This window comes from Streptomyces humicola, assembly GCF_024436035.1.
Taxonomy (GTDB): Bacteria; Actinomycetota; Actinomycetes; order Streptomycetales; family Streptomycetaceae; genus Streptantibioticus_B; species Streptantibioticus_B humicola.
This window is the reverse complement of sequence record NZ_JANFNG010000001.1, coordinates 219,988-239,121: the sequence shown is the minus strand read 5'-3', so window position 1 is coordinate 239,121 and position 19,134 is coordinate 219,988. Positions and strand designations below refer to the sequence as shown.

Genomic DNA, 19,134 nt, shown 5'->3' with positions numbered 1-19,134 from the left:
ATGGATATCGACACCCTCGCCAAGGCCCCTGTCGCGGAGGGCGATCTGCTCATCGGCGGAAAGTGGACCGCGGCGGCCGACGGCCGTACGTTCCCGGTCCACGACCCGGCCACCGGCGGCCTGGTGCGCCAGGTGTCGGCGGCCGGTGCGCGGGACGCGGCGGCCGCAGTCGACGCGGCGCAGGTCGCGGCCGAGCAGTGGCGCGCCACCCCGGCCCGCCGCCGCTCGGAGGTGTTGCACGCGGCGTACACGCTGATGCGGGAGAATGCCGACGCGCTGGCCCGCCTGATCACCGTGGAGAACGGAAAGGCGTACCGGGACGCGGTGGCCGAGGTGGGGTACGCGGCGGAGTTCTTCAGCTGGTTCGCCGAGGAGGCGGTCCGTATTGGCTCCGGCTTCGGCGACGCCCCGGCCGGCGGCTATCGGCATGTCGTGGTCAAACAGCCAGTCGGCCTCTCCGCCTTCGTCACCCCCTGGAACTTTCCGGCCGCCATGGCCACCCGCAAGATCGCCCCGGCGCTGGCGGCCGGTTGCCCGGTGCTCCTCAAGCCGGCCCCCGACACCCCGCTGACCGCCCTCGCGGTGGGCGGGCTGCTGTCGGCGGCCGGGCTCCCCGACGGCCTGCTGGGCATCCTGCCGACGGACCGCGCGGCCGAGGTCGTCTCGGTCTGGCTGAGCGACGACCGCGTCCGCAAGTTCTCCTTCACCGGGTCTACGGCGACCGGCAAGGTGCTGCTGCGACAGGCCGCGGAGAACGTCGTCAACGTGACGATGGAACTGGGCGGCAACGCTCCCTTCATCGTCTGCGAGGACGCCGACATCGACACCGCCGTACGCGGCGCCATGGACGCCAAGATGCGCGGCGGTGGCGAAGTGTGCATCGCAGCCAACCGCTTCTACGTCCACGAATCCGTGGCAGCGGAGTTCACCGAAAAGTTCGGCGCCGCCATGGCCGCGGTGCGGATCGGGCCCGGTCTCGACGACGGAGTCGCCCTCGGCCCGATGGTCAATCCGGCCGCCGTGGCGAAGATCCGCGAACTGGTCGCCGACGCGGTCGGGCGCGGGGCCCGGATCACCGCGCAGGGCTCCACCCCCAAGGGCGACGGCTGGTTCCACCCCGCGACTGTCCTCGCCGACGTTCCCGCCGACGCCGCCATCATGCACACCGAGGTCTTCGGTCCCGTGGCACCGATCACCACGTACAAGGACGAGGACGAGATGCTGGCCCGTGCCAACGGCACGGTGCATGGCCTCGCCTCCTATGTCTTCTCCCGCGATCTCGCCCGGGCGCTGCGCATCGCCGAGCGTCTTGAGGCCGGGATGGTCGGCCTCAACCGGGGGCTGATCTCCGATCCCGCGGCTCCCTTCGGCGGCGTCAAGCAGTCCGGCCTGGGGCGCGAGGGCGGCCGAGACGGCATCGAGGCGTTCCTCGAAACCAAGTACATCGCCTTGGACTGGCCCGCCTCGTAACCGCCGGCCGCCCCGCACCAGCCCGCGCCCATCCGCTCCCCGTACCGGCCCGCACGACGGGCGGCGGCTTCCTGACGGACGCCTCACAGGACCGCCGCCGTCCCGGCACACCCGGACCCGTCCGCCGCGCTGCTCCCCCGCGCGGACGCCGAAAGAGAAGGACCGACATGGCAACGCTGCCCGTCACCGGCGACAGATTCCCCGAACAACAACCGGCTGCCGCCGCCCGCGAACGCAAGCGGCTGCAGACCAAGCTCATGCTCGCCACCCAGATCGGGGAGGGCATCGACGGCTACATCATCGGCGGCATCGGCATGGCCATGACCGCCATCACCGCCGACCTGCACCTGTCCACGCTGGATCAGGGCCTGGTCGGCGCCTCACCGCTGATCGGCATCTTCATCGGCGGACCGCTCTTCGGCTGGCTCGCCGACCGGACCGGACGGCGTCCGGTCTTCCTGGTCGACATGCTCATCTTCCTCCTCGGCTCCCTCGTCCAGTTCTTCGTCACCGACGGCATGCAACTCATCGCAATCCGCCTGATGATGGGAATAGCCATCGGTGGCGAATACGCCATCGGCGCGCCGCTGCTGTCCGAATACGCGCCACGCCACAACCGCGGTCGCCTGCTGGCCAGTCTGGAGATCAGCTGGTACGTCGGCTACATGCTCGCCACCGTGGTCGGCGCGGCGTTCGCCGGTGTCCACGGCGGTTGGCGCTGGTCGCTGGCGAGCAGCGCCGTCATCGCGGTCGTCTGCGTGGCGCTGCGCGGCGGTGTCCCCGAGTCGGCCCGCTGGCTGCTCAGCAAAGGGCGCCGCGAGGAGGCCCAAGAGCTGATAGCCAGATACGACATCGAGGTCGATGTCGAGACCGAACTCGCCGACGGCGAACGGCAGAACAGCCTGCGTGCGCTCTTCGCCCGCAAGCACATCCGCGGCACGATCTTCGCCGGCACCTTCTGGGCCTGCCTGGTACTGCCGTACTTCGCGATCGGCACCTTCTGGACGCAGGTCTTCGACGCCCTCGGCATGGGTGGCAACGCCACCGCCGCACTGCTGATCTACTCGGTCACCGCGGTGCTCGGCGTCACCGCCGGCTGCCTGATCGTCGACCGCATCGGCCGGCGCAAGCTGCTGGTCCCACCGTTCTGGGTCACCGCCGCCTGCCTCGCCCTGGTCGCCGTGTGGCCCCGCTCCACGGCAGTCATCGTCGGCGGCTTCCTCTTCTTCATCTTCCTCAACGCCGCCTCCAGCGCGCTGACCGCCGTCTACCCCCTGGAGGTCTTCCCCACCTCCATGCGGTCGACGGGCGTTGGCTTCGCGGCCGCCATGAGCCGCGTCGGCGCCGCCATCGGTACCTTCCTGCTCCCCATGGGCCTGAGCCACTTCGGCGTCGAGTTCGTCCTCCTCGTCGGGGCCGGTGTGCTGGCCCTCGGCGGCCTCGTCTCCCACTTCCTCGCCCCCGAGACCACCGACCTCGACCTCGCCCAAGCGGCCCGCGCCGCTCACACCCGCAGCTGACCGCGCCTCGATCGCGCGGGAATCGGTACCTCAACAGCCGGTGCGGCCTTATGCCGCGCCGGCTGTGGGCCGTGTCGCGACGCTCTCTTGGGCCTCGGGCGCACATCCGAGCTCGAACCGCGCCCGACCGGCCCTCAGTCGGGGGTGCCGGAAGCGGCGCCCTCGCCGCCGTTCACTGAATGAGATATTTCAATCAACCTATTGTTTGACTGTTGAATTTCATGCATGCTGTCGGCCACCCAGGACCTCATCTGCCGGGAGTCATGTATGACATCCAACGCGGCCAGGGCCGTCAGCCCGCCTTCGGCGAACCCGTCCGACACCACCGAACGCGAACGCCTCACCGCCTTCCACCTGCGGGTGACCGCCACCACCTTCGGCGCCAACTTCTCCGACGGCTACGCCCTCGGCATCATCGGCGCAGTCCTCCCCGTCCTCGGCACGACCATGCATCTATCCGGCCTCTGGCAAGGACTGCTCGGCGCCTCCGCACTGATCGGACTGTTCTTCGGCAGCATCCTCCTGGGCCGAGTCGCCGACGCGATCGGACGCCAGAAGCTGTACCTGTACAACTTCGCCCTCATCGCCGTCGCCTCGGCCGCCCAGTTCTGGGCCCATACCCCGCTCATCCTCTTCCTGCTCCGCCTGGTCATCGGCTTCGGACTCGGCGCGGACTACGCCGTCGGCCCCACCCTGCTCTCTGAGTTCGCCCCCCAGCGGCTGCGCGGCGTCCTGCTCGGCTCGCTCACCGTCTTGTGGACCGTCGGCTACGTGCTCGCCAACATTCTGGGCACCTACATCCCCATCACCGACAATGCCGCCCACTGGCTGCTCGCCAGCGGCGCACTCCCCGCACTGCTGGTGCTGGTGCTCCGCATCGGCATCCCCGAATCCCCCAGCTGGCTCGCCACGCGCGGCAGGGCTGCCGAGGCCGCCGAGATCCGCCGCACCCACCTGGGACAGACCACCGCCACCGCTGAGGAGGCCGAGGCCGCGGCCGCCGAGCAGCCGCCCACCGCCGGCTACCGCGAGCTCTTCGCCCACGGACAGGCCACCAAGACCTGGTTCGGCGTCATCTTCTACAGCGCCCAGGTACTGCCCTACTTCGCCATCTACACCTTCATGGCACAGATCCTCAGCACCCTGCATGTCTCCGACGCCAACACCCAGAACCTGGTGCTCAATCTGGCACTGCTGCTGGGAGGGATCATCGGACTATGGCCGGTGCAACGGATGGGCCGCCGGCCCTTCACCATCTGGACCTTCGCAATCCTCGCAGTCTGTCTGGGCGCGATGGCACTGCTCAACAGCGCCTCCGGCTGGGCGCTCATGGTTCCTTTCATCGTCTACACCTTCGTCATGGCCGGCGCCTCCAACATCACCCAGGTCTACCCGCCCGAACTCTTCCCCACCTCGCTGCGCGGCTCCGGCGTCGGCTTCCTCAACGGCACCAGCCGGGTCGCCTCCGCGATCGGCACCTTCGTCCTGCCCGTCAGCCTCGACCAGATCGGCGTCGGCTGGTCAATGGGCTGGATGGCGGCCGTGCTGCTGCTCGGCACGCTGGTCAGCCTCGCGTGGGCACCGGAGACCCGCAACACCCTCACCGCGGAGGACTGGCACCACTGATGGCAGGCAATCACCTCATCCTTGACGGCAGGTCCTTGAGCTCGGACCAGGTCACCTCCCTCGCCCGCCGCGAGGCCCTCGCCCTCGTCGACCCCAAAGCCCGCAGACGGGTCCGAGAGGCCCGGGAGATCGCCGAACGCGCCATCGAGCGCCGCCCGGTCTACGGCTACTCCACAGGCGTGGGCGCCAACCGGACGACAGCGGTTCCCGACTCGGACGTGAACACCTTCGGCATGCGGCTGCTGCGAAGCCACAGCGGCGGCATAGGCCCGATCGCACCGGACGAGGAGACCCGGGCGATGCTCGTCGTCCGGCTCAACCAACTCCTCAACGGGGGCACCGCCATAAACGCCGCCGTAATCGACCGTATCGCCGAGGCCCTGACCAGCGGACACCTGCCCACCGTCCACTCGCTCGGCGCGATCGGCACCGGCGACCTGTCCGCACTCGCCGAACTCGGCCTGACCCTCGCCGGCGAGCTGCCCTGGCGAGGCGGCCCCGGCCCCGCCCCCGAGCCGGTCACGCTGACCCGCTGGGACGCACTGCCGCTGATGTCCAGCAACGCACTGACGATCGGTCAGGCCGCCCTCGCCATCACCGATCTCAAGCTGCTGCTGGACGGGGTCCCCCTGGTCGCCGGGCTGACCCTCACGGCCTTGCAGGGCTCACTCGAGCCATTCGCCGAATACGTGCACGCCCAACGCCCCTATCCAGGGGCCCAGTTGCTCGCCGCGCGGATGCGCGAGCTGATGGCTCCTGCGGCTTGGGTGCCCCAACTGGTGCAGGACCCGTTCGGGCTGCGTTGCCTGCCGCAGGTTCATGGTACGGCGCTGGACGCCTGGTCCTCACTCGACCAGGTACTCACTGTCGAGATCAACGCCGCCGCGGAGAACCCGCTGGTCAACGTGGACGCGGCCGACTACCACCACCACGGCGGCTTCCACCTGGCCCGGCTGGCCCTGGCGCTCGACCAGTTCCGGCTGGGACTGCTGGGCACGGCGGAGCTGTCCACCACCCGGCTCGGTATTCTCGTCGAACCCGCCTTCACCGGCCTGCCGCCCTTCCTCGCCGACGGCGAGAACGGCAGCAGCGGCGTCATGATCACCGAGTACGCCGCGCAGTCGGCACTGGCCGAGCTGCGCGGTGCCGCCCAGCCCGTCATGCTGGGCCATGCGGTGATATCGCGCGGAGTGGAGGAGCACGCCAGCTTCGCCTCCACCGGCGCGCGGCGCCTGCTGGAGTCCGTCGGCTACTTCCGGCTGGTGCTCGCCTGCGAACTGGTCGCGGCGGTCCGCGCTCTGCGCATGCGCGGTCTCGTCCCGGCGGGCGACGGTGAACTGCGCGCATTCTTCGACCAAGCCACCGAACTGCTGGACTCCTCGGTCGCCGACCGCCAGCTGACCACGGATGTCGAGACGGCGGCCCGGCTGCTCTCCACTCCTTGAATCCCGCCTACACGGTGGAATCCTGCCTACACCGTGTCTGACAATTGATCTTGTCGGTGCCTCAGCCGTTGTGATCGGCGTGGGCGTTCGCAGCAATGCTCGGCTGGTGGAACGGGGGATCATCGCCAGACGAGGTGGAGTGAGGCACGGCGCCTCAGTCGGCTCGCAGCCACACCACCAGTGCGGCCACGTGCAGCCCGGCACGCTAGCGGGTGACGAGCCTGTCGACCGGGTGGCGATGGCGCGGAACTGCTTGAGACGGTGGCCCACTTGAGCCGGGACAGGCATCGGCCGTTCCGGAGCGGGGCAGCCGCCACTGCACGCCGGCGCAGCCGGTTCAGCACTTGGCCCGCCGCTCCCGTCCGTCTGTCCGGAAGCCTTCGTCACGCCCACGAATCGGCGCGCTCAGCGTCCAGGCCGGTGACGATCGTTCTCCTGTGGATCGGCTGCCGGGGAGGTGGCCGCGTTGTAGCGAGCGAGAAGGGTACGGAAGGTGTCGACCTCCTGCGAGGTCCAGCCGTGGGTGCGATGGGACACTTCGTGTTCCATCCGGGTGTTCGCCAGTGCCAGCAGCTGTCGTCCGCGCTCGCTCGGCCGCAGGAGTTGAACGCGGTTGTCCTGGGGGTGCAACTCCCTTACGACGAGCCCGGCACGCTGGAGGGCGGCGAGCTGGCGGCTGATCGTGGACTTGTTCAGTCCGGTCAGATGGACCAGGTCCCCCGCTCGGACGCCGCCCGGCTGGGCCATCTGAGTGAGCAGCGAGTAGTCGACGAAGCCCAGCTCCGGGTGGAGTCGGTCGGCGTTGGTCCGGAATCGTCGTGAGAGGTTCACCAGCTCCCGGACCACCCCTTGGGTCACGTCTGGGTCGGCGCTCACGCTCGCTCCTTCGGGTGCATTCGACAACTAGTTGCAGGGCGGGAGGGGCTCCCGCTGTTCAACGGTGCCAGACGGGGTCGGCCGTCGTACACAGAGCGCCTCCGCGGGCGCGGGCTGACCTGCGGCGCTGCTACGGCGGGGTGGGTGCGCGCTCATGCGGGGGGCGCGGTCGGCCCGGCACCCTGTGTGCCCTGCATGTAGCAGTCCATGACCTGGTGTTTCGCCCAGGAATGAGGCTTTCATCACAGAGCTTTGCACGTGCCCCCTCGTCGTGGTTGCAAAATGCAACTCGTACGGATGTGAAACCAACCTGCGGGGCTTCACCGGGATCCGGTGGGACCACCGCACCAAGGCAGGTGACAGCCATGCGAGCCGAGGACGTGGTCCGCGTCCCGACGACCCCGCTGGCGGCCCCGGCCTTCCCCAAGGGTCGGTACCGCTTCACAGATCGTGAATACCTGAACATCACCTACCGAACCGACCCCGAGGCGCTCACGCGCCTGGTGCCGGAACCCCTGCGGGTGGTCGAGCCGCTGGTGCGGTTCGAGGTGATGCGCATGCCGGATGTGACGGGGCTCGGCGACTACACCGAGGCCGGGCACGTCGCCGCCGTCGAATACGAGGGCGAGCGCGGCGAGTACAACCCGGCCATCGACATCCACCAAGCCCTGCGCGACGTGCTCGCCGAGGTCTGCCTGCGCCCCGAGGACACCGGCGGAAAGATCACCTTCCTGGGCGCCGACCCCATCGTGCCCAGCGTCATGCGCCTCGGCGCCGTCCCGGCGCTCGGCATTACTGCCAAGTCCGCCGCCCTGGCCGCACTGTGGCGCAGCCGCACCGGCGAGGGCCAGGACATCACCATGGACCTGCGCAAGGCCCCGCATCGGCTGTGCCCGCTCTACGACAACAAATGGGAGCTGCTCAACGGCTATCCCCAAGGCACCCCCGCCGATCCAGGCCACCCGCTGCGGTTCCAGTTCTACCGGACCCGCGACGACCGCTGGGTCATGCCGCTCAACCCCTACCCGAAGATCAAGAACGCGGTCTACAAGCTGTTGCGCACCTGGCCCGAGGAGGAGGCGGTCGCCGCCGCCATCCGCACGTGGAACGCGGCCGATCTGGAACGGGCAGGCGATGAACTCGGCGTCGTCATGCCGATGTTGCGCACCACCGAGGAGTTCCTGGCCGAACCGGCCTATGAGGACCACATCGCCCACGCGCCCCTGATCCAGATCGACAAGATAGGTGACAGCGAGCCGGAGCCGCTGCCCGCCGGCGCCACCCAACCGCTGTCCGGCGTGCGCGCGCTGGGCATGGGCCACGTCATCGCCGGTGCCGGTATCGGCCGCGATCTCGCCTACCACGGCGCCGACGTGCTCAACCTGTGGCGACCAGGCGAACTGGAGCACGACGTCACCTACTACACCGCCAACGTCGGCGTCCGCTCTGCCACCATCGACCCTTACGGCCCCGAGGGCCGAGCCCGTATCCGCGAACTGCTGCGCGAGGCGGACACCTTCCACGCCAACCGCCGCCCCGGTTACCTGGAAAAGATCGGCCTGAGCGCCGAGGAAGCCGCCGCCATCCGCCCCGGCATCATTCACGTCAGCATCTCCCTGGCGGGCGAGACCGGCCCCTGGGCGAAGCGCGTCGGCTTCGACCAGACCGCCGGGGCCCTCAGCGGCATCATGCTCGCCGAGGGCGAGAACGGCGTGCCCGCGCTGCCCGCCATCAGCGTCGTCAACGACTACGTACTGTCCTGGCTCGCCACCACCGGCATCATCGCCGCAACTGATGCGCCGCGCCACCGAAGGCGGCAGCTACCGCGTCACCCTCAACCTCAGCCGCGTCTCCGCGTGGATCCTCAGCCTCGGCGTCTTCGACCGCGCCTACGCCCACGAGATCGCCGGCACCGGCGGACGCGACTCCGCGCACGCCTACCTCGACCCCGACACCTTCACCGCCGACACCCCCTGCGGCCACTACCAGGGCGTCACCGACCAGGTCGTCATGTCTCGCACCCCCGGCCGCTTCCGGACCGTCCTGGTTCCCCGTGGCAGCAACCAACCCGTCTGGCTCCCGCGAAGCGCGGCGCCGCGCCTCGTCGTTCGTTGAGCGTGGTAGGGCGCGGCCGGTCGGCAGGTGATGCGCCGCCGGGAGCGGTAGGGCATGCTGTGGCTTGGCCTGTGGTGGGCGCTCGGCTCAGCGGGCCTTCGTCGTCGCCCCAAGGGCACCGCGTTCGGGGGCTGGGCGCTGGTGCCGCGGCTGACCGGGGAGATCACGTCCTCGGGCGGCTCGGCCCTCGCCGAGCTGGCCTGTCTCAGCTCGGATCCGGAGCAGCCGGCGCTGGCCGGGATGGCCACCGCGGAGGCGCTGCCGGACGGGGTGCGGGTCGGCTGGTCGGACGAGGACTCCACCGAGGTGCGGTTCGGCCCGGAGGGGCCGACCGCGCGCTGACGTTTGAGGAGTTTGAGCTGACTCAAGCGTCAGTTGTACGGACGCGCGGGCGCCCCATGCGGTCTGGCCGCGCCCCATCAGGCAAGGCGCAGCCAGACTGCGGTATCGGGGGGCAGCCGTCCGTCGAAAAGCTTCCCGCTGGAGAGAAGCACCCGGTCGTGAGCGGGAAGACAGACGGGGCTGGTACCGAGGTTGACGACGCAGGCAAACCGTGGCGAGCGTGCGAACGCCAGCGCCTGACTGCCGCTGGGGAGCCAGGCCAGCTGCCCGTCGCCGAGGGCAGGTTCGCTGCGCCGCAGCCGCAAGGCCGCGCGGTACAGGTTCAGCATCGACTGCGGGTCGCGCTGCTGGAGCTCGACGGTCAGCGTGCCCCAGTCAGCGGGCTGCGGCAGCCAGGTGGTGACAGGCACGGGGCTGAAACCGAAGGGCGCCGTGTCCCCTCGCCAGGGCAGCGGCACGCGGCAGCCGTCACGGCCGGGGTCGCTGCCTCCCGTGCGATGGAACATCGGGTCCTCGATGACTTCGGCGGGCAGGTCCTCGATCTCGGGCAGCGCGAGCTCCTCGCCCTGGTACAGGTAGACGGAACCGGGAAGGGCGAGGCTCAGCAGCGCCGCGGCACGGGCCCGGCGGGTGCCGAGCCCCAGGTCGGTCGGGATGCCGTGAGCCTTGGCCGCGAAGTCGAAGCCCGTGTCGGCGCGCCCGTAGCGGGTGACGGTGCGGGTGATGTCGTGGTTGGCCAGAACCCAGGTCGCGGGGGCGCCGACCGGTGCGTGCACGGCCAGCGTCGTCGCGATGACGTCTCGGAGCCGCTCGGCGTTCCACGGGCACGTCAGGAAGCCGAAGTTGAAGGCGGTGTGCAGTTCGTCGGGGCGCAGATAGCGGGCAAAGCGTCCGGGGTCGGCAAGCCAGACCTCGCCGATCAGGGCGCGCGGCTGGGCGTAGGAGTCCGCGAGCTTTCGCCAGGACCGGTAGACGTCGTGGATCTCGTCGCGGTCGAGGTAGGGGTGCGGTTCGGTGCTCTCGACGAGGTCGGGCAGCTCCGGGTCCTTCACGAGCTCGGCGGCGGAGTCGATGCGGACGCCGGCTGCACCGCGATCGAACCAGAAGCGAAGCACCTCCTCGTGCTCCTTGCGCACCTCGGGATGCTGCCAGTTGAGGTCCGGCTGGCCGGGGGCGAAGCGGTGCAGATACCACTGGCCGTCGGGAACCCGGGTCCAGGCGGAGCCTCCGAACTGGGAGGTCCAGTTGTTGGGGGGACGTTCGCCGTGCTCGCCGCGGCCTTCGCGGAACCAGAACCGTTCCCGTTCCGGTGATCCGGGTCGCGCGGCCAGGGCCTCCTGGAACCAGCGGTGCTGGTCGGATACGTGGTTGGGGACGATGTCGACGACGGTACGGATGCCGTGCTCAAGTGCCTCCGCGATCAGCCGCTCGGCCTCGGCCAGGGTTCCGAAGGTGGGGTGGATGGCGCGGTAGTCGGCCACGTCGTAGCCTCCGTCGGCCATGGGCGAGGCATACCACGGGTTGAACCAGAGGGCGTCGATGCCGAGTTCGGCCAGGTAGGGCAGCTGGGAGCGGACTCCCGCCAGATCGCCTACGCCATCGCCGTCCGCGTCGGCGAAGCTGCGCACGTAGACCTGGTAGATCGCGGCGCCGCGCCACCATTTGTCGGCTTGGAACAAGGTAGGAGTCTCCTTGGAATGTCAGCCCTTGAGGCTGCCTGCGGTCAGACCGGACATGATGTTGCGCTGGAAGATCAGGAAGAAGAGCACGGTAGGGATGGCGGAGATGGCCGCCGCCGCGATGAGCACGTTCTCGGGCACGCCGAGGGAGAGGGAGTAGATGCCCGCGTTCAAGGTCTGCTTGGTGGGGTCCGGCTCGGCCAGCAGGGGCCACAGGAAGTCCTTCCACACGTTGACGAGCGCGAAGACGGACAGCACAGCGATGATGGGCCAAGACATCGGCAGCACGATGGAAAGCAGGGTGCGCATCGGCCCGGCGCCGTCCATGGACGCGGAGTCGAGCAGTTCCTGCGGCACTGAGTCGAAGAAACGCTTGAGGAGGTAGATATTGAAAGCATTGGCCACCGAGGGCAGCCAGATCGCCCAGGGCGAGTTGAGCAGGTTCAGGTGTACCAGTGGCAGGTCCAGCACGGTCAGGTACTGCGGGACGACTAGCACCATCGCCGGGATCATCAGGGTGGCCAGCATCATGCCGAGGACGACATTGCCGAGCACCGGGCGCAGCTTGGACAGCGAATAGGCAGCGGCGACATCCAGTACCAGCTGGAAGGCGAGGGCCCCGAAGGCGTACCAGAGGGTGTTCAGCAGGAGTTGGGCGATGTTGAGGCGATTCCAGGCATCGCTGTAGTTGCTCGGCTCGAGGTGGTGCGGGTAGAAGGTAGGCGGGGTCTGGATGGCTTCGGCGGTGCTCTTGAGGCCGTCGGTGACCAGCAGGTACAGCGGCCCGAGAAAGGCCAGGGTGAAGGCAGTGACCGCGAGGACCAGCACCACCCGGTAGACAGTGCGGTTCAGCTGTGCCGGGTTGATCAGGGTTCGGGTGTCGCTCACGCCTCGGTCCTCCGGTTGAGTCGGATGTACAGCACTGAGAAGCCGGCGAGGCACAGAAGCAGGAGCAGCCCGAGGGCGCAGGCGGCGCCGTAGTTGCTGAAGTTGAAGGCGTACTGGTAGATGAGGTAGACGACGGTCGTGGTGGAGCCGTCGACCCCCTGGCCGCCATTGGTGAGCACGAAGGGCTCGACGAAGACCTGCATGGTGGCGACGATCTGCAGCATGAGCATGAGCGAGAGGATCAGCCGGGTCTGCGGGATCGTCACATGCCAGATGCGGCTCAGCAGTCCGGCTCCGTCGAGCTCGGCGGCCTCGTAAAGGTCGCCGGGGACGTTCTGCAGGGCGGCGAGGTAGATCAGGGTCGCGCTGCCCATGTTCATCCAGGTGGAGGCGATGACCACGGCGAGCATCGCCATGTGCGGGGACTGCAGCCATCCCGAGGTCGGCAGGTGCAGCAGCTGCAGGATTCTGTTGATCAGCCCGTAGTTGGGGTTGTAGAGGTCTTTGAAGAGCACCAGCGAGGAAACCGGTGGAAGCATCACTGGCAGATAGACCAGGACCCTCAGGTAACCGCGGGCGTGACGCAGTTCGTTCATGAACACGGCGACGACGAAGGGAAGGCCGAAGCCGAGCAGCAGCGCCAACCCGGTGAACTCGGCGGTGTTGCGCCAGGCCGGCCAGAAGCTGGGATCGTTCACGATCTGGTTGAGATTGTGCAGGCCCACCCAGGTGGTCTTGCCCGCCTTCTGCTTCTGGAAGCTTATGATCACTTCGCGGACCATCGGGTACCAGGAGAAGAGCGCGAAGCAGAGCACTGCGCCGATCAGGAAGCCGTGCGCGGTGAGGTTGCGCTGCACGCTCCTGTGCAGGGCCCCGGCCCGGCCCGACGCCTTCGCGGGCGACGAGTCGGTGCCGGAGGATGCGGTGAGGACCGCCATCTCGGGACTCCTTGGAGCTTCGGGGCATACCTGTCAGGGACGGCTGTTCGCCGCGGTGCCGATCAGGCTCACTGCGCGTTGGCCAGGACCTGGTTGACCTGCGACTCGGCGGTGTTCAGCAGTTTGTGCGGATCGGCGTTCGGGTCCGTCAGGACGGAGGCCATGGTGGTGTCGAGGACCTTGTAGATCGCCTGTGCGTTGGGCGGCTCGGTCACGCCGGGCACGTTGGCGTTGACGAACGGTGCGAAGTCCTGCACTGGCATGGTGGCGCTGGCGGCCTTGAGCTGAGCGTCCTTGGCGGCCGTGACACCCCGGAAAAGCTCCGGCTCCGGCAGGCCGACAGCCTGTCCGGAAGCCTTGGAACGGGCGTAGTTGTACTGCTGCCCCTGGCCCTCTGTCAGCCACAGGTAGCTGAGCAGCTGGATGCCTGCCGTGATCTGTGCGGGGGTGTCCTTGATGTTGAACATGTAGTCGTCGCCGCCGGCGAGCGTACCGACGCCGGGGCCGGCGGCGCCGGGGATCGGGCCCATGCCAAAGTCCTCGTAGTGAGCCCCCAGGCTCTGCACCAGGTACGTGATGTCGTCGGGGGCGGCGATGTACATGCCGAGTTTGCCGGCGGCCATCTGCTTTTGCAGATCGCCCCACTTGTAGAGCTGGGTGCTGCCCATGACGTTGTCGGTGAAGCGAAGCTTGTGCAGGTTCTGCAGGACGGACAGGCCCTGGGCATTATTGAATGCCGCCTTCTTGCCGTCGGTGCTGACCATCCTGCCGCCCTGGGCATACATTTCGGCAGTGAAGTGCCAGCCGCCGTTGTTGCCCGCACTGTAGTCGCCGTAACCGGCGATGCCATGACCCAGGGCTGCGATCTTCTTCGCATCGGCCTCGACGTCGGACCAGGTCTGTGGGGGTTGGTCAGGGCTGAGTCCGGCCTGCTGGAACAGCTTCCGGTTGATAATCATGCCCATGGAGTAGTTGGTGCGGGGAATGCCGTAGATCTTCCCGTCGGACTTCATCGCGTCCCACACGGAGGGCAAGATGTCGTCCTTGACCGGCAGGTTCTCCGCAGTGACGTACGGGGTGATGTCAGCGGCCTGGCCGGCGTCGAGCACCTGCTGCCTGTCCGTGAAATAGGTGTAGAAGACATTGGCCTCGGTCTGGCCCCTGAGCGCCGCAGTGAACAGCTCCGGGGTCTCGCACGGGAAGGTGTCGATGCTTTTCACCGTGATGTTCGGGTGCAGCTTCTCGAAGGCCGTGATGTCGTCGGCCCACTGCTGACGCTGTGTCGGACGGCTCGTGGGCGGTTCACAGTCGATGGAGATGGTGACCTTGCCGCCGCTGTCGCCGCCGGCTTTGTTGCTAGTCGATGAGGAACAGGCAGCGGTGGTCACAGTGAGGGCGCCGACGATCAGCAGCGCTGCGGATCTGCGCATGGGTAGGTGACCCTTCATGGGCGGAGTGCGAGTGGGGTGTGGCGGGCATCACTTAAGCAGCGGCCAGGCAACTACGCAAGATGTCGACGAAAATCTGCAAGCAACGAACTCTGAGTCGAGATGTAGCAACTTCTGATCGCAGAGGGCCGCACCCAGGGGAGTGCGGCCCTCTGCGGCTCCGGACGCGGAGCGATCGAATGGGCGGACCTGACAGCCACGAGCCGGCCCGGTTGATGCGCGCACGACCAACTCGGGTTCGAAGAGCAGCTCGTCGTGCATGACTTTGGCGCCGGCCAACTCGCTCACGAGCAGCTCGATGGCGGCGCGCCCCATTGACTCGATGGGCCGGCGAATCATGGTGAGCGCCGGATCGATGCAGGTCATGAACGAGGAATCGTCGTAGCCGACGACCGACAGATCTTTCGGGACATCGAGGCCCCGTCGCCGCGCGGCCCGGACCGCGCCGAGGGCCAGCGAGGTCGGAAGCTCAGATGCCGTGATGCCGCACTGCAGCAGGCGGGTGGCTGCCGCCTGGCCGTCTTCCGGAGAGAGCAGGGCGTGCTCCACCTCCCTCTCGCAGAGCGCTAGGCCCCCGAGCGCTCGCCGCGCAGCTGGGTCAGTCGCTCGCACCCGGGTACATCCAGTGCGGTCTGGGTCTGCTCGTTCTTGCTATGACGCGCAAAAAACATCAGCACGTGCAGCGAGCCGAATAGCCCGCGGCCCCGGGAGGACGCGTTGACGCAGGCTGCGCCCGGCGCGGCGACCCAAGCCAATCGATCTCTACGGCTCGATCTCTACAGCGGACCGCCCCGGCGGCCCCTCCCCTTCAGCCGAGGACATGCGGTTACGATCACGTCATCACACTGAATATTTTCGTCGATGTAGCAATCCATGCACTATGTTATCGACTTATTGCGCTCTGACGTCGCATGTATTACGGTTCCCACGCGCAGCCGCCCAGACCGCTCCACGCGCACCGCACGCACCGTCCCTGCACCACTTCGCCCATCCGGCACGGGCCAGTAAGCCAATTTGTCATGCCCGGGACCGCTTGTGCCCACCACCCGTCCCAGGGCATCCCGCGCGGCGGCTGCATGTCGCAGGTAACCATCCGTGTTCCCAAGGAGCGACCTTGTTCCAGCGCCTACGCTCACTCAGACGGGCGGTCGCCATCGGCGGCAGTACCGCCCTGCTATCCGCGGCAGCCGTCGCTCTGACGGTCCAGCCCGCGTACGCCACCGCCACCGCCACCGGCGGCAACGGTGCGAGTCTTCCCTACGCCGAGGTGCAGGCGGAGAACTCCGCTACCAACGGCACCGTGATCGGCCCCAGTTACACCCAGGGCCAGTTGGCCGACGAGGCGTCGGGCCGCAAGGCGGTGACCCTCCAGGGCAACGGAAGCGGACAGTACGTCAGTTTCAGCACGCCAGTGGCGACCAACTCGATCGACTTCCGCTACAGCATCCCCGACAGCTCGGACGGCTCCGTCTACACCGCACCGCTCTCGCTCTACATCAACGGCGTCAAGCAGAGCAATTTCACTCTCACCAACGCCTACAGCTGGTTCTACGGCAGCTACCCGTTCACCAACACGCCCGGCAGTAACCCGCACCACTTCTACGACGAGGTCCACCGGCTCTTCAGCACTACCTACCCCGCGGGCACCACCTTCAAGCTTCAGGTCGACTCGGGCGACAACGCCTCCTCCTATTCCATCGACTTCGCCGACTTCGAGCAGGTCGGAGCCCCGCTGACGCAGCCGTCGGGGTCGGTGTCGGTCACCAGCGAGGGCGCCGATCCGACCGGGGTCAACGACGCGACCAGCGCCTTCAACGCCGCCATCACTGCGGCCGGGCCGGGTGGCACGGTCTGGATACCGCCCGGCACGTACAACGTCCCGGGCCACGTCAGCGTCAACAACGTGACCATCGCCGGCGCGGGCATGTGGTACTCGACCGTCACCGGCTCGGCGCCGGGCTTCTACGGCAACTCGGCGCCGAACCCGAGCACCAATGTGCATCTGCAGAACTTCGCGATCTTCGGCAACGTCCAGGACCGCAACGACAGCGCCCAGGTCAACGGCGTCGGCGGCGCAATGAGCAACTCCACCGTGTCCAACCTGTGGATCGAGCACGACAAGGTCGGCGCCTGGATGGACGGGCCGATGGACGGTCTGACCTTCAGCGGCATGCGAATCCGCGACACCACCGCCGACGGCATCAACTTCCACGGCGGCGTCACCAACTCGAAGGTCACCAACAGCGACATCCGCAACACCGGTGACGACGGCATCGCCACCTGGGCCGACTCCAGCATCGGTGCGGACGCCAACGACACCATCTCCAACAACACCGTGCAACTGCAGATGCTGGCCAACGGCATCGCTATCTACGGCGGGCACGACAACACCGTCACTGGCAATCTGGTCGAGGACACCGGCATCACCCAGGGCGGCGGCATCCACGTCGGCCAGCGCTTCTCCTCGACGCCGGTCGGCACCACGACCATCTCGAACAACACCCTGATCCGGAACGGCGATCTCGACCCGAACTGGCAGTTCGGCGTCGGATCGCTTTGGTTCGACGGCAGCCAGGGCGCGATCACCGGGCCGATCAACGTCAGCAACGCGCTGATCGAGCAGAGCCCCTACGAGGCCGTCCAGTGGGTCGAGGGCACGATCAGCGGGGTCAACCTCAACAACGTCACCATCTCCGGCACCGGCACCTTCGCCATGCAGGAGCAGACCGGCGGCGGCGCCTCGTTCACCAACGTCACCGCAGCCGGTGTCAACGGCCCAGCCGCTGTTTACAGTTGCGAAGGCGGCAACTTCACCGTCACTGACGACGGCGGCAACTCCGGCATCAGCGGCGCCCCGTACTGCGGAGGCTGGCCCACCCCCGTCTACCCGCCATACCCGCCGACCAGCGTTACGGTCGCTCCCAGCGCGCTGGACTTCGGCTCGGTGGCAACCGGCGCGACCAGCACGGCGCAGACGGTCACGATCTCCAACCCGACCGGCTCGGCCGCCTCCGTCTCCTCCATCGCCACCACCGGCGACTTCGCCCAGACGAACACCTGCGGCAACTCCATCGCCGCGAACGGCTCCTGCAGGGTCAGCGTCACGTTCTCACCGACCGCGACGGGCAACCGCACAGGGACCCTGACCGTGACCGCCGGCGCCGTCACCAACACGGTCAACCTGTCCGGCACGGGCACCGCACCAGGCCCGGTGCTGGGCACCAACCCGAGCAGCCTCTCCTTCGGACGCACGGTCGTCGGCGCCTCCGCCGCCGCACAGACCGTGACCCTGGCCAACTCAGGCACCACCACCGCAACCGTATCCAACGTGGCGGTGACCGGCGACTTCAGCCAGACCAACAACTGCTCCTCGGTCGCCGTTGGCGCCTCCTGCGCGGTGACCGTCACCTTCAAGCCCACCACAGCCGGCACCCGCACCGGCACGCTGACCGTCACCAGCAACGCCAACAACAGCCCAACCACCGTCGCACTGACCGGCGGCGCCGTCGACAGCACTACCAACATCGCGGCTGGACAGCCCGCCTCGGCCAGCTCAAGCAACGGTCAGTACATCCCGGCGAACATGACCGACGCCGATCCGTCGACCTACTGGGAGAGCGCCAACGGCTCCTTCCCGCAGTGGGCCCAGGTGGACCTCGGCCAGCGCTACAGCATCGGCAAACTGGTGCTAAAGCTCCCGCCCTCGACAGCCTGGGGTGCCCGCACCGAGACCCTCTCGGTGCTGGGGTCCACGGACGGCACCAACTTCTCCACCATCGTCGGCTCGGCCGGCTACAACTTCGACCCAAATGCCAACAACAACACCGTCACCATCACCTTCAGCGCCACCACCACCCGCTACGTACGGGTCAACATCACCGCCAACACCGGCTGGGCCGCTGGTCAGATCTCCGACTTCGAGGTCTTCCCGAGCGGCAGCGGCTCCTCCTCCGCGACACTGTCGGTTGCCCCGACATCGCTGAGCTTCGCCGGCCAGGCCGTCAACACCGCCAGCGCCGCGCAGGCCGTCACCGTCACCAACACCGCGACGGCCGCCGCGTCCGTCTCGTCCATCGCGACCACGGGCGACTTCGCGCAAACCAACAACTGCGGCAGCTCGATCAGCGCGGGAGCGTCATGCACGGTCAACGTCACCTTCACACCGACCGCGACCGGCACCCGTACCGGTAGCCTCACCATCACCGGTAGCGCGTCCAACAGCCCGACCACCGTCGCGCTGACCGGCACCGGGACCGGCAGCACCAGCAGCAACCTCGCCCTGGGCAAGGCCACGAGCGAGTCCAGCCATACCCAGAACTACGTCTCCTCCAACGTCACGGACGGCGACCAGAGCACCTACTGGGAGAGTGCCAACAACGACCTGCCGCAGTGGGTGCAGGTGGACCTCGGCTCCGCGCAGAGCGTCAGCCGGGCGGTCCTGGAACTGCCCGCGAGCACCAGCTGGGGCGCCCGCAACCAGACGCTCTCTCTGCTGGGCAGCACCGACGGCAGTCACTTCACCACGGTCGTCCCCTCGGCCACCTACACCTTCGACCCGAATGCCGACAACAACACCGTCACCATCACCTTCCCGGCAAGCACCCAGCGGTACTGGCGGGTCAACATCACCGCCAACACCGGCTGGCCGGCGGGCCAGGTCTCGGAGTTCCAGATCTGGAACACGTGAGCTGAGCCACCCCACGGTGCCGCCGCATGTCCCGCACGTGGCGGCACCGTGGAATCTCGTGCTGCAGGCCGAGCTGCCGTGGCCAGCCCGCTGCGGGTGC

Annotated in this window: 13 protein-coding genes and 1 pseudogene; 8 read left to right on the top strand and 6 right to left on the bottom strand. The window is 68.1% G+C overall.

What is annotated here, in order from left to right:
* The 4 genes from NGB36_RS01120 to NGB36_RS01105 all read left to right on the top strand — a co-directional run bounded on the left by NGB36_RS01120 (nucleotide 1) and on the right by NGB36_RS01105 (nucleotide 6,061).
* The gene (locus tag NGB36_RS01120) at nucleotides 1-1,470 is read left to right on the top strand and encodes an NAD-dependent succinate-semialdehyde dehydrogenase (protein ID WP_255918098.1); all 1,470 of its coding nucleotides are present in this window, start codon (nucleotides 1-3) and stop codon (nucleotides 1,468-1,470) included.
* 167 nt (nucleotides 1,471-1,637) lie between these two features.
* On the top strand, nucleotides 1,638-2,990 hold the full coding sequence (locus tag NGB36_RS01115; RefSeq protein WP_255918097.1) for an MFS transporter: 1,353 nt from the start codon (nucleotides 1,638-1,640) through the stop codon (nucleotides 2,988-2,990).
* 267 nt (nucleotides 2,991-3,257) lie between these two features.
* Nucleotides 3,258-4,616 carry an MFS transporter gene (locus NGB36_RS01110; protein ID WP_255918096.1) on the top strand — a complete coding sequence of 453 codons (1,359 nt, stop codon included), beginning with the start codon at nucleotides 3,258-3,260 and terminating at the stop codon, nucleotides 4,614-4,616.
* Nucleotides 4,617-4,651: 35 nt separating this feature from the next.
* Nucleotides 4,652-6,061 (top strand): aromatic amino acid ammonia-lyase, encoded by a 1,410-nt coding sequence (locus NGB36_RS01105; RefSeq protein ID WP_255918095.1) that lies wholly within the window; start codon nucleotides 4,652-4,654, stop codon nucleotides 6,059-6,061.
* A gap of 405 nt (nucleotides 6,062-6,466) precedes the next feature.
* Here NGB36_RS01105 and NGB36_RS01100 read toward each other — a convergent pair whose 3' ends face one another.
* Nucleotides 6,467-6,937: a MarR family winged helix-turn-helix transcriptional regulator gene (locus NGB36_RS01100; RefSeq protein ID WP_255918094.1), complete on the bottom strand. Its 471-nt coding sequence runs from the start codon at nucleotides 6,935-6,937 to the stop codon at nucleotides 6,467-6,469.
* Between the two features lie 230 nt (nucleotides 6,938-7,167).
* Here NGB36_RS01100 and NGB36_RS33610 point away from each other — a divergent pair.
* The 3 genes and pseudogenes from NGB36_RS33610 to NGB36_RS01080 all read left to right on the top strand — a co-directional run.
* Nucleotides 7,168-8,670: pseudogene (locus NGB36_RS33610) on the top strand (CoA transferase); the annotation flags it as partial.
* Between the two features lie 61 nt (nucleotides 8,671-8,731).
* Nucleotides 8,732-9,052 (top strand): hypothetical protein, encoded by a 321-nt coding sequence (locus tag NGB36_RS01085; RefSeq protein ID WP_255918093.1) that lies wholly within the window; start codon nucleotides 8,732-8,734, stop codon nucleotides 9,050-9,052.
* 54 nt (nucleotides 9,053-9,106) lie between these two features.
* On the top strand, nucleotides 9,107-9,394 hold the full coding sequence (locus NGB36_RS01080; protein ID WP_255918092.1) for a hypothetical protein: 288 nt from the start codon (nucleotides 9,107-9,109) through the stop codon (nucleotides 9,392-9,394).
* A 77-nt stretch (nucleotides 9,395-9,471) separates the two neighbouring features.
* On the opposite strand, the gene NGB36_RS01075 is transcribed toward NGB36_RS01080, so the two are convergent.
* The 5 genes from NGB36_RS01075 to NGB36_RS01055 form a co-directional block, all read right to left on the bottom strand.
* Complete coding sequence (locus NGB36_RS01075; RefSeq protein WP_255918091.1) at nucleotides 9,472-11,073, bottom strand: glycoside hydrolase family 13 protein; 1,602 nt, start codon at nucleotides 11,071-11,073, stop codon at nucleotides 9,472-9,474.
* Between the two features lie 21 nt (nucleotides 11,074-11,094).
* Nucleotides 11,095-11,961 (bottom strand): carbohydrate ABC transporter permease, encoded by an 867-nt coding sequence (locus NGB36_RS01070; protein ID WP_255918090.1) that lies wholly within the window; start codon nucleotides 11,959-11,961, stop codon nucleotides 11,095-11,097.
* A complete protein-coding gene (locus NGB36_RS01065) occupies nucleotides 11,958-12,899 on the bottom strand; it encodes a carbohydrate ABC transporter permease (protein WP_255918089.1) in 942 nt (313 codons plus the stop codon). The genes NGB36_RS01070 and NGB36_RS01065 overlap by 4 nt, the downstream gene beginning before the upstream one ends.
* Nucleotides 12,900-12,967: 68 nt before the next feature.
* Nucleotides 12,968-14,329 (bottom strand): ABC transporter substrate-binding protein, encoded by a 1,362-nt coding sequence (locus NGB36_RS01060; protein ID WP_255918088.1) that lies wholly within the window; start codon nucleotides 14,327-14,329, stop codon nucleotides 12,968-12,970.
* 48 nt (nucleotides 14,330-14,377) lie between these two features.
* The gene (locus tag NGB36_RS01055; RefSeq protein WP_372509345.1) at nucleotides 14,378-14,896 is read right to left on the bottom strand and encodes a substrate-binding domain-containing protein; all 519 of its coding nucleotides are present in this window, start codon (nucleotides 14,894-14,896) and stop codon (nucleotides 14,378-14,380) included.
* 565 nt (nucleotides 14,897-15,461) lie between these two features.
* Between NGB36_RS01055 and NGB36_RS01050 the strand changes: the two genes are divergently transcribed.
* Nucleotides 15,462-19,034: a choice-of-anchor D domain-containing protein gene (locus NGB36_RS01050; RefSeq protein ID WP_255918087.1), complete on the top strand. Its 3,573-nt coding sequence runs from the start codon at nucleotides 15,462-15,464 to the stop codon at nucleotides 19,032-19,034.
* Nucleotides 19,035-19,134: the final 100 nt, after the last annotated feature.

Excerpts from the sequence above, each read along its gene's own strand:
- NGB36_RS01085 (WP_255918093.1), top strand. The coding sequence starts at position 8,732 with ATGCGCCGCGCCACCGAAGGCGGCAGCTACCGCGTCACCCTCAACCTC.
- NGB36_RS01115 (WP_255918097.1), top strand. The coding sequence starts at position 1,638 with ATGGCAACGCTGCCCGTCACCGGCGACAGATTCCCCGAACAACAACCG.
- NGB36_RS01120 (WP_255918098.1), top strand. The coding sequence starts at position 1 with ATGGATATCGACACCCTCGCCAAGGCCCCTGTCGCGGAGGGCGATCTG.
- NGB36_RS01060 (WP_255918088.1), bottom strand. The coding sequence starts at position 14,329 with ATGCGCAGATCCGCAGCGCTGCTGATCGTCGGCGCCCTCACTGTGACC.
- NGB36_RS01110 (WP_255918096.1), top strand. The coding sequence starts at position 3,258 with ATGACATCCAACGCGGCCAGGGCCGTCAGCCCGCCTTCGGCGAACCCG.
- NGB36_RS01080 (WP_255918092.1), top strand. The coding sequence starts at position 9,107 with ATGCTGTGGCTTGGCCTGTGGTGGGCGCTCGGCTCAGCGGGCCTTCGT.
- NGB36_RS01065 (WP_255918089.1), bottom strand. The coding sequence starts at position 12,899 with ATGGCGGTCCTCACCGCATCCTCCGGCACCGACTCGTCGCCCGCGAAG.